This is a genomic window from Mycobacterium sp. (genome assembly GCF_035633495.1).
GTDB lineage: Bacteria > Actinomycetota > Actinomycetes > Mycobacteriales > Mycobacteriaceae > Mycobacterium.
Map to the genome: position 1 here is coordinate 46606 of NZ_DASQEU010000029.1, position 10614 is coordinate 57219.

Annotated in this window: 11 protein-coding genes and 2 pseudogenes; 12 read left to right on the top strand and 1 reads right to left on the bottom strand. The window is 68.1% G+C overall.

The window, feature by feature from the left end; all coding sequences use genetic code 11:
- Positions 1-13: 13 nt before the first annotated feature.
- The 6 genes from VET27_RS05385 to VET27_RS05410 are packed head-to-tail and all read left to right on the top strand — an operon-like array spanning position 14 to position 5366.
- Positions 14-403, top strand: coding sequence for a PPOX class F420-dependent oxidoreductase (locus tag VET27_RS05385; RefSeq protein WP_526515876.1), 390 nt, complete (start codon positions 14-16; stop codon positions 401-403).
- Between the two features lie 5 nt (positions 404-408).
- Positions 409-810, top strand: coding sequence for a PPOX class F420-dependent oxidoreductase (locus tag VET27_RS05390; RefSeq protein ID WP_526515878.1), 402 nt, complete (start codon positions 409-411; stop codon positions 808-810).
- 33 nt (positions 811-843) lie between these two features.
- Positions 844-1323, top strand: coding sequence for an FxsA family protein (locus tag VET27_RS05395; RefSeq protein WP_526515880.1), 480 nt, complete (start codon positions 844-846; stop codon positions 1321-1323).
- Entirely contained in the window at positions 1320-2933 is a 1614-nt protein-coding gene (locus tag VET27_RS05400; RefSeq protein ID WP_526515882.1) for an amidohydrolase, read from the top strand. The genes VET27_RS05395 and VET27_RS05400 overlap by 4 nt, the downstream gene beginning before the upstream one ends.
- The gene (gene lnt / locus VET27_RS05405; protein ID WP_526515884.1) at positions 2926-4608 is read left to right on the top strand and encodes an apolipoprotein N-acyltransferase; all 1683 of its coding nucleotides are present in this window, start codon (positions 2926-2928) and stop codon (positions 4606-4608) included. The genes VET27_RS05400 and lnt overlap by 8 nt, the downstream gene beginning before the upstream one ends.
- Positions 4605-5366: a polyprenol monophosphomannose synthase gene (locus VET27_RS05410; RefSeq protein WP_526515886.1), complete on the top strand. Its 762-nt coding sequence runs from the start codon at positions 4605-4607 to the stop codon at positions 5364-5366. The genes lnt and VET27_RS05410 overlap by 4 nt, the downstream gene beginning before the upstream one ends.
- Before the next feature lie 9 nt (positions 5367-5375).
- On the opposite strand, the gene VET27_RS05415 is transcribed toward VET27_RS05410, so the two are convergent.
- On the bottom strand, positions 5376-5720 hold the full coding sequence (locus VET27_RS05415; RefSeq protein WP_140692037.1) for an RNA polymerase-binding protein RbpA: 345 nt from the start codon (positions 5718-5720) through the stop codon (positions 5376-5378).
- Between the two features lie 97 nt (positions 5721-5817).
- Between VET27_RS05415 and VET27_RS05420 the strand changes: the two genes are divergently transcribed.
- The 6 genes and pseudogenes from VET27_RS05420 to VET27_RS05445 form a co-directional block, all read left to right on the top strand.
- On the top strand, positions 5818-6183 hold the full coding sequence (locus VET27_RS05420; protein ID WP_526515889.1) for a hypothetical protein: 366 nt from the start codon (positions 5818-5820) through the stop codon (positions 6181-6183).
- Positions 6184-6286: 103 nt separating this feature from the next.
- A complete protein-coding gene (locus VET27_RS05425; RefSeq protein WP_526515891.1) occupies positions 6287-7522 on the top strand; it encodes an alpha/beta hydrolase in 1236 nt (411 codons plus the stop codon).
- Between the two features lie 87 nt (positions 7523-7609).
- Complete coding sequence (locus VET27_RS05430) at positions 7610-8317, top strand: hypothetical protein (protein WP_526515893.1); 708 nt, start codon at positions 7610-7612, stop codon at positions 8315-8317.
- 196 nt (positions 8318-8513) lie between these two features.
- A pseudogene (locus VET27_RS05435) lies at positions 8514-9841 on the top strand (LLM class flavin-dependent oxidoreductase).
- Between the two features lie 23 nt (positions 9842-9864).
- Positions 9865-10440: a hypothetical protein gene (locus tag VET27_RS05440; protein WP_526515895.1), complete on the top strand. Its 576-nt coding sequence runs from the start codon at positions 9865-9867 to the stop codon at positions 10438-10440.
- A gap of 33 nt (positions 10441-10473) precedes the next feature.
- Positions 10474-10614, top strand: a pseudogene (locus VET27_RS05445) (HNH endonuclease); the annotation flags it as partial.

A 10614-nucleotide genomic window follows, 5' to 3' on the forward strand; every position in this document is an offset into this window, starting at 1 on the left:
CTAGGTTGGGACCATGGCCGAGACATTCGCCGAGGTATCCAAGTCCGAGTTCGTGCTGTTGACGACGTTCACCAAGGATGGCAGGCCCAAGCCGACCGCCATCTGGGTCGCCCCGCTCGGCGACCGCGTCGTCGCTATCACCCAGGAGAAGTCCTGGAAGGTCAAGCGCATCCGCAACACACCCCGGGTCACGATCGCCGAGTGTGACCGCGGCGGCAAGCCCAAGGGTGAGGCGGTCGAGGCGCACGCGGTGGTGATGGACAAGTCGCAGACGGCGGCGGTCTACGACGCGATCGGCAAGCGGTACGGATTGATCGGTAAGGTCTTCAACGTGTTCAGCAAGCTCAGGGGCGGCATGAAGAACAACGTCGGCATCGAGTTGAAGGCAACGGGACAGGGTTGAGCCCGATGCTCACCTTCGCCGACGTCTCCAGGGAGAAGTACCTGCTGCTGACCACGTTCACCAAGGACGGCAGGCCTAAGCCCACCGCGGTGTGGGGTGTTCCGGACGGCGACAAGCTGCTGATCATCACCGACGACGGAGCGTGGAAGACCAAGCGCATCAACAACAGTCCGCGAGTCACGATTCAGAAGTGTGGCGTGCTGGGCAAGGTCAAGGGTGCGCCGGTCGAGGCGGTGGCGCGGATGTTGCCGAAGTCGGAGACCCGGCGGGTGTTCGACAAGATCATCAAGCGGTACTGGAACCACGCGTGGTACTTCGTGCCGCAGGCGCTTCTGCGCGGTGGCATCGACAAGGTGCACGCCGCCATCGAAGTGCGGGCGGTCGAGCCCTCCGCGGCGCCGGGGTAGGAACCCGGGCGGCGCGCTGTGCGTTGTCACGGTATGGCTATGCGGCTCTTTCTGGTCTACGTCCTCGTCGAACTGGCGGTGGTGATCGCCTTGGTGTCCACGATCGGGTTCGGTTGGACGTTCCTGCTGGTCGTCGGCACGTTCGCGCTGGGACTCGTCCTCGCGGGGTCGCAGGCGAAACGTCAGATCCAGCGGTTGCAGACCGGCCTCGCCTCTCCCCGGGGCGCGGTGCCAGACGGTGCCCTGGTGGCCCTCGGCACGGTCCTGACCGTCGTTCCTGGCCTCGTCACGTCGGCGCTGGGCCTGCTGCTTCTGCTGCCCCCAACCCGCGCCGCCGCACGCCCGGTGGTGGCGGCGCTGGCAGCACGCGGTCTCGGCCGGATGCCGTTGATCGTCACGACGGCAGGTGGCACGGCGTACCGGGCGAACCGCGGTGACTTCATCGACGGCGAGGTGATCGACGTGACCGACGTCGAGCCACCCAGCCTGCCCAAGCACCCCGACGACGCTTGACGACGCTTCTGGTCGGCGGCCAGGTCTACAGCCCGACCATGCCGGACGCGACCGCGATGGCGGTCAGCGACGGCCCCGACGGCATCGTGGCGTGGCTGGGCGCCGACGACGTCGGCCGCAGGCAGTTCCCGGACGCTCAGGTGGTCGACCTCTACGGCGGCTTCGTCACCCCCGCGTTCGTCGACAGCCACGTCCACGTCACCGCGACCGGGCTCGCGCTCGTCGGTCTCGACCTGCGGCCCGCGGTGTCGCGCGACGACGCGTTTCGGCTGATCGGGGAGTATGCGCGCCAGAACCCGACCGGGCTGATCTGGGCGCATGGCTGGGATGACTCGCGGTGGTCGCAGCCCGCGCCGCTCACGACAGCCGACCTCGACCGCCTGCTGGGCGATCGACCCGCCTATCTGGCCCGCGTGGACGTGCACTCCGCGGCGGCATCGGCCGCTCTGCGCAGGACGGTGCCTGATCTGACGGCGGCGGCCGGTCACCACGACCAGCTGCCGTTGACGGCCGAGGCGCACCACCTGGTCCGTGCCGCCGCCAGGGCTCTACTCACGCCGGCGCAGCGCCAGGACGCGCGGCTGGCGGCCCTCGACCTGGCTGCCCGGTCGGGCATCGCCGCAGTCCACGAGTGCGCCGGGCCCGACATCGGCGGCATCGACGACTGGTCCGAACTCCGCGCGCTGGAGCACGGCGTGGAGGTCGTCGGGTACTGGGGTCAGGCGGTCGCCACCGCAGCGGAGGCCCGCGACGTCATCGGCGACACCGGAGTGCGAGGCCTCGCAGGGGACCTCTTCGTCGACGGTGCACTCGGCTCGCACACGGCGTGGTTGCACCAGTCCTACGCGGACGCGCCGGGTTGCGTCGGCAACGCCTACCTCGACGCCGATGCCATCGACGCGCACCTGACCGCGTGCACCGAAGCGGGGATCACCGCCGGATTCCACGTGATCGGCGACGCGGCGGTCTCCTCGGTGACGGACGCCCTGTCGCGCGTGGTGGACCGTTTCGGCGCTCCCGCCGTCGCCCGCTGCGGCCACCGCCTCGAACACGTCGAGATGGTCTCCGAGGCGCAGGCGGGGCTGCTCGGAGGGTGGGGCGTCATCGCCAGCATGCAACCGAACTTCGACGCGCTGTGGGGTGGACCCGACGGCATGTACGCCCAACGGCTGGGTGCCGAGCGGGCCCGTCGGCTCAACCCGCTGGCGCTGTTAGCATCCCAAGGCGTGCCACTCGCCTTCGGCTCCGATACGCCCGTCACCGGCCTGAATCCGTGGGAGACGGTGCGGGCGGCGACCGCTCACCGCACCCCCGGCAGCGCCCTGTCGGCGCGGGCCGCATTCGCGGCGGCCACCCGCGGTGCCTGGCGGGCGGGCGGTGTCCGAGATGGCGTCGCGGGAACTCTGACTCCCGGGGCGCCGGCGACGTACGCGGTGTGGGACGTTCCCGGCGGTCTGTCAGCGCTCGAGGTCGCTGCGCCCGCCGACACCGTGCAGCGGTGGTCGACCGACCCACGCTCCCGGATCCCTGCGCTGCCCCGACTCTCTCCGGATGCGCCGCTGCCCGTCTGTCGTCAGACGGTCCACCGGGGTGTCGCCATTCATGGTTGAGCGGACACGACGCGAGTCGTCGCCGGTGGTCGACCGGCTGCGCGGGGCACTCGGCCCTCGCGCTCTGCGGATCGCCGCCTCGATCGCGGCGGGGTTGATGGTGTGCGTCAGCTTCCCGCCGTTCGACTGGTGGCCGTCGACGTTCGCCGCCTTCGGCCTTCTCGCGTGGGTGCTGACCCACCCGTCGACCACCAAGGCCGGTGGCTTCGGTTACGGATTCCTCTTCGGGCTCGCGTTCTACGTGCCGCTGCTGCCCTGGATCAGCGGTCTGGTCGGACCCCTTCCCTGGCTCGCGCTGTCCGCGATGGAGGCGCTCTTTCCCGCCGTCTTCGGGCTCCTCGCCGTCATCGTGCGGCGGCTGCCCGGCTGGCCGGTGTGGTTCGCCTGCCTGTGGGTCCTGGCCGAGTGGCTGAAGTCCACCGTCCCCTTCGGCGGATTCCCCTGGGGTGTCGTCGGATTCACTCAAGGCAACAGCCCGTTGTTGGCCATCGCGCACTTCGGTGGCGTGCCACTGGTGTCGTTCGCGGTGGCGCTCGTCGGCTTCAGCTTCGGCGCACTCGTCATCGAAGCGGCTCGGTGGTGGCGTACCGACCACCACACGGGTCGTGTGCTCCCTCCCGCAGTCGTCGTCCCCGGCGTCAGCGTGGCCCTCGTCCTCCTGACGGTCGCGTTGGCCACCCCGTACGTGCGTCAGTCCGGAGCCGGTGCAGGGGAGGAACCGACCACCACGGTCGCCGCGGTGCAGGGCAACGTGCCTCGGCTCGGGCTCGAGTTCAACGCGCAGCGACGCGCGGTGCTCGACAACCACGTCCGCGAGACGCTGCGGCTCGCGGAGGACGTCCGAGCCGGACGTGCACCGCAGCCCGCCGTCGTCATCTGGCCGGAGAACTCGTCGGACATCGATCCGATCGCCAACCGCGACGCCGCCGACCAGATCGCCATCGCCGCCGACGCGATCCGCGCACCCATCCTCGTCGGCGCGGTCGTCTCCGCCCCCGGCTACACCCCGGAGGATCCGCAGGCGACGAACACGGTGATCGTCTGGGACGGGGTGAACGGGCCCGGCGAGCGCCACGACAAGAGAATCGTGCAACCGTTCGGGGAGTACCTGCCGTGGCGGAGCTTCTTCCGGCTGTTGTCGTCCTTCGCCGACCGCGCTGGGTACTTCGTGCCCGGTGACGGCAACGGCGTGGTCAATGCGGCCGGGATCCCGATCGGTGTGACGACGTGCTGGGAGGTGATCTTCGACCGCGCTGCCCGTGAATCCGTGCTGAACGGGGCGCAGTTCATCGCCGTCCCCACCAACAATGCGACCTTCGACGAGTCGATGAGCGCCCAGCAGCTGGCCTTCGCCAAGCTGAGGGCTGTCGAACACGACCGATTCGTCATGGTCGCGGCTACCACGGGCATCAGCGCCGTGGTCGGACCCGACGGGCGCGAAATGGCGCGCACCGCGTTCTTCGAGCCGGCCTACCTGGACGCCCAGATTCGGTTGAAGACCAGCCTCACCCCGGCGACCCGGTGGGGCCCGGTGATCCAGGGACTGATCGTGATCGCTGGTGCTGCCGCTCTCGTTGGAGCGATGCTGCACAATGGAGCGTTCGCAGGGAAGTTCGCGCGTCGCCGCCAGAAGGTGACCGACCGCAGAGAAGTCGAAGAAGAAGGAGTGACATGACCGAGGGTGGCGACCGCCCGAGTCAGCGCACGCTGGTCATCATTCCGACCTACAACGAGCGGGAGAACCTGCCGTTGATCGTCGGGCGGGTGAACGCAGCGCGCCCCGACGTCCACGTTCTCGTCGTCGACGACGGCAGCCCGGACGGCACGGGGGAGTTGGCGGACGATCTGTCGCTGGCCGACCCCGACCGCGTCCACGTCATGCACCGCGCCAGCAAGGCGGGCCTCGGCGCGGCCTACCTGGCGGGCTTCGGATGGGGCCTCGGCAGGGGCTACTCGGTGTTGGTCGAGATGGACGCCGACGGCTCCCATGCTCCCGAGGAGCTTTACCGGCTGCTCGACGCCGTCGACGAGGGCGCCGACCTGGCGATCGGCTCGCGATACGTCCCCGGCGGCATGGTGCGCAACTGGCCCCGACGGCGGATGGTGCTGTCGCGGACCGCCAACGGGTACTCCCGCATCTCGCTGGGCGTCGACGTCAACGACATCACCGCCGGCTACCGGGCCTACAGGCGCGAGGTGCTCGAGAAGATCGATCTCGGCGCAGTCGACTCGAAGGGCTACTGCTTCCAGGTCGAGATGACGTGGCGGACGATCACCGCCGGGTTCTCCGTCGTCGAGGTGCCCATCACGTTCACCGAGCGTGAACTCGGCAAGTCGAAGATGAGCGGCTCCAACATCCGCGAAGCGATCTTCAAGATCGCCGCATGGGGGGTCCGTGGCCGCATCGACCGCGCGCGGGGTGCGGTGCGCTAGCCCGAAGGCTTAGCTGCTGCTGCCGCGGCGGCGGGTCTTGATGATGTCCATGCGCTCTTTGAGCAGTTCGTCGAGTTCCTCGACGGAGCGGCGCTCGAGCAGCATGTCCCAGTGCGTACGCGGCGGCTTGACCTTCTTGGGCTCGGGCACGTCGCCATCGATCAGCGTCCCCTCCATGCCGTTGCGGCAGGGCCAGGTGCCGGGAATCTCGGCCTCGTCGGCGAACGGAACCTCGAACTCCTCGCCGTTGTCGGTCCGGTAGCGCGCCACCTGACGCGGCGCCAAGTCATGGTTGCGGTCGGTCTCGTAGCTCACGGCTCCGAGTCGACTACCTCGCAGGACACGATCAGCCATCGTCACTACTCCTCTTGACAAGTGTTCCGCGGGTATCAACGCGGCCGTTTGGCGCGAAGTTCCCGACGCGACTGTCCATGATACCGGGATCGGTGCCGTGGGCCGTTTACAGTCGGATCCCGTGGCGCCCGAAACCCGACGACGTACCCGAGTGCAACCGTGTCGTTGGTGCGGTCGCGAGGTTCCCGACGCCGGCATGGGGCGTCGTCGCCAGTACTGCAGACAATCCTGCCGCCAGCGCGCGTACGAGCAGCGGGCGATGGTGAAGGGTACGGCGTTGGCACCCGATTCGGTGGTGCTGACCGCAGACGAGGCGGCCCAGTTGTCCGATCGCGTCTATCAGGTCCGGTGCGCCGCCGAGGACATGGCCACTGCCATCGAGGAAGGGGCCGAGGTCGCGGAGCTTCGGGACCTCTGTGACGCGCTGATGCGCGCGGCGAAGGCGGCCGACGGCTGGCGTTGAACAAATCCGGCCGACGCTGCGCGTTCACCCCTCTACAGGCTTCTCACAGCTACGATGACCAGCAGCGACCACCTGCATCGCTCTCGCCCCAGATGGGAACCGCGTGTCCACGTCGTCCACGGAACCAGCGCCCGAGTCGGTGTCGTCCGGCCGGGCGTGGGTCTTCGACGACTTCGTCCTCGACACCGCCCGGTACGAACTGCGCCGCGACGGCGTGGTGATACGGGTCGAGCCACAGGTGTTCGACGTCATGACGCAACTGGTCAGCAACCACGAGCGCCTGGTCACCAAGGAGGAGCTGTTCGACAGCGTCTGGGGTGGTCGCTTCGTCGGTGAGGCAGCTCTGACCAGTCGCATCAAGGCGGCACGTCGGGCGCTCGGCGACGACGGTGAATCCCAGCGCTACATCCGCACCGTCCGTGGCCGCGGGTACCAGTTCGTCGGCACCATCGTGGTCGACCAGCCGATGATCGCAATCAAGCCCGAACCCGCCCCGCCGCCGCGTCAGCACATCGCGTTCTGCCGCGCGGCCGACGGCGTCCGCCTGGCCTATGCGGTCGCCGGTGACGGACCCCCGCTGGTCCGCGCCGCCAATTGGATGACGCATCTCGGGTACGACATCGAGAGCCCGGTGTGGCGCCACTGGGTGCGCGATCTCGCACTGGCACACCAATTCATCCGCTACGACGAGCGCGGCTGCGGACTCTCCGACTGGGAGGCCGGTGACTTCACCTTCGAGGACTGGGTCTCGGATCTGGAGTCCGTGGTGGAAGCCCTTGGCCTGGAACGCTTTCCGTTGCTCGGCATGTCCCAGGGCGGTGCTGTCGCGGTAGCGTACGCCGCCCGGCATCCCGAACGGGTCACCAAGCTCATCCTGTGCTCGGCGTACGCCAGGGGACGCGCGGTGCGCGCCATGAACGACGAGGAAAGACGTGCCGCCGCGCTGGATCTCGACCTCGCGCGAGTCGGTTGGGGGCGTGACGACCCCGCGTTCCGGCAGGTGTTCGCTGCGCAGTTCCTGCCCGACGGCACGCGTGCCGACTGGGAGGCGTTCGACCACTTGCAGCGCCGGACCACCTCGCCCGAGAATGCCGTCCGGTTCCTCGAGGAGTTCGCCCGTATCGACGTTCGCGACATGGCCGCGCGCGTGTCGTGTCCGACGCTGATCCTGCACGCCCGCGACGATCACCGGGTCCCGATGCGCTTCGGTGAGGAGTTGGCTGCCATCATTCCCAATTCCCGGTTGGTCGCGCTGTCGAGCAACAACCACCTGTTGACCGAAACCGAGCCGGCATGGCAGTTCTTCCGCGAAGAGTTGGACGCGTTCCTCGCCGAGTGATCACCCCGAGGGCTGGGCGGTCGATCTCCATGTAATCTCCACTCAATCTTCATGTAAGGCCGTGCGGACGCGTGGATGCTGGTCGACATGAGAAATCTCCTTCGCACACTGATCGTCGGTGTCCTTGCGCTCTTCGCCCTCGCCACCCTGTCCGCCTGCTCGAGTGGTTCGTCGACCGAGGCTTCCTCGTCGGATTCCTCGACTCAATCGACTGCCGCCACCCCGGCTTCGTTCCCGCAGTCCGCCAAGTACATGGCCGACATGGAGGCCGACGGCAAGAAGATGACCATCGGCATCTCCGTCGACGGTGACCAGATCGCCGCCTACGCCTGCAACGGCATCGACGATGAGGCGTGGTTCTTCGGCAACCAGGCCGACGGAGCGATCGACATCACCTCGAAGTTCCGCGACACGCTCTCGGCGTCGTTCAACGGCACCGACGTGACCGGTGACCTGACCATGAACGGCACCAAGTACGCGTTCACCGCCGCCGCCGTGTCCGCCCCCGCGGGGATGTACACCGCCGACCTCGACGGAGCGCGGGCGTCCTGGATCGTGCGACCCGACGGTTCGGTGACGGGCGTCCAGTTCAACGGTGGCATCAGCGGTCGTGACTTCGAGCAGGCCGAACTGCAACAGCTCAACGCCGCGCAGTTCCAGTCTCAGGTGCGCAACAAGCGGATCCTGCAGCAGGCGGACCAGTCGGTCAGCCTGCAGAACGGCACCTTGGTCTCGAAGATCAACGGTCGCAACGTGACCGGCAAGATCGTGACGGGAACCACGCGCTTCGCCTAGCTCGACTTCCCTTTTCCTCAGGCAGAGCAGAAACCTTCACGCCGACGCTGCACCTCCGTAACGTCGGCTCACCGTGACCCCGCCCATGAATTCGTCAGCCGTGCTGACACCGGGCGGGGTCCCCGTCGTCAAAACCTCGTCGCGGCAACGCAAGTGGGGCCTGGTCCGGGTGGCATCGCCCGTCGTGCTTCTGGCGATGTGGCAGCTGGGCAGCGCGCTCGGACTGATCCCGCCGGACGTGCTCCCCGCGCCGTCGCTGATCGCGGAGGCCGGCGTCGAGCCGTTGCGCAACGGGCAGCTGGTCGACGCGTTGCAGATCTCCGGCGTGCAGGTGGTGGAGGGACTGCTCCTGGGTGGTCTGTTGGGTCTCGCCCTCGGCGCGGTCGTCGGACCTTCCCGCTGGTGCGAAGCGACGGTCGACCCGCCGCTCCAGATGCTTCGTGCGCTGCCGCACCTCGGCCTGATCCCGCTGTTCATCCTGTGGTTCGGCATCGGCGAGCTGCCCAAGGTGCTGTTGATCGCGCTGGGCGTGACCTTCCCCCTCTACCCAAACACGTTCTCGGCGATCCGCCAGGTCGATCCCAAGCTGTTCGAGACCGCCAAGGTGCTCGGCTTCTCGTTCTGGCAGCAGTTGCGAACCATCGTCATCCCGAGCGCCGCCCCCCGATACCTCGCCGAGGTTGCCCGCGCCGCCGACCGGCTCGGTTACGAGGGTGTCCTCACCCGACCGGAACCTGTTGCGAGGAAGCGTGGTTGACGGCGTCCGACCTGCTGGCCGAAACGGAGAAGCTGAAGTTCCTCGTGGCGTTCCGCCCGGGGTTGGTGCCGCCGATGCTCGCTGCTCAGCAGACCGCGACGCTGCAGCGGTTCTCGGAGGGGCGGGTGCTGCTCAACATCGTGCCCCGCGGCGACGACGTGAAGCAGCGCCGGTTCGGCGACTGGCTCGACCACGACGAACGCTATGCGCGCAGGTCGAGGACGCGATGGTGTCCTCACCACCGGATCCGTTGCCGCAGATCTACTTCGGCGGCTCGTCGGCCGCAGCATTGCCGATCGCGGCGCAATACGTCGACGTGTATCTGACGTGGGGCGAACCGCCGCAGGCCGCCGACGCCAAGATCGCGGTTCGGGATTCGGCTGCACACCATCAGCCGTTACACCTCGGCCGCCGCGTGGGCGGTCGCCGACGAGCTCGTCTCGGAGCTCAGTGAAGAACAGATCGCCAATGCGACTGCGCTGCATGCCAAGTCCGATTCCGAGGGGCAGCGACGGATGACCGCTCTTCACGGCGGCCGCGTGGACCAGCTGGAGATCTACCCGAACCTCTGGGCCGGAGTGGGCCTGGTGCGCGGCGGAGCGGGCACGGCGATCGTGGGGAGCCACCAGGAAGTGGCCGACCTGATCTGCGAGTACCATCTTCTGGGCTTCGACGAGTTCATCCTGTCGGGCTACCCGCACCTCGAAGAGGCTCACTGGTTCGCCGAGGGCGTCCTTCCGCTGCTGAGACACAAGGGCGTTGCCTAGCGCTCGTTGGTTACTCTCCAGGGGTGGATGAGTGGTTTGAACACAGCCCCTTCGTCGGGTTCGTACCGTGGATCATTTACTGGGTGGTCGCCGAAGGCCCGAGCACGTGGATGTTCGGCGCGTTGAGCGCGGTGCTGTCGGCCATCATTCTCGGCATCTCCATGGGGCGCGGTGGGCCCAGATTGCTCGAGGTCGTCACGATCGTCTTCTTCGTCGCGGTCACTGCTGCCGGGATGATTCTGGGTGCGCAGGACCGCGATTGGATGGACACCCACGCCACGACGCTGTCCAGCGGAGTCCTTGCGGTGATGGCGCTGGGGTCGCTGGCGTTCACCCCGTTCACCGAGCAGTACGCCAGGGTGACGCGGCCGATGCAGGAGTGGGAGAAGCCGGCCTTCCGCCAGACGAACCGGGTCCTCACGTTGATGTGGGCCCTGGTCTTCGCCCTGATCGCGGTGCTCGGCTATTACGCCACGCAGGTGCCGGAGACGCGCGATTGGACCAACTGGGTGGTCCCGATCGTGGTCATCGTCGGTGCGGTGGGGATGACCCAGGCCTACCCGACGCGCGTTCGCGAACGGGCTCGCCCGACGGTGTAAGGCGTGTCGGTGGGCAGGTCTACCATCGAACACATGTTCGAATCATTGGTGGCGGTGGATCCGGCGGCCGACGAGGTGGCGCTGGTGGAACGCATTGCCGAGCTGGAGCGGCTGAAGTCCGCGGCCGCGGCGGGGCAGGCCCGGGCTGCGGCCGAACTGGACCGTGCGCGACGC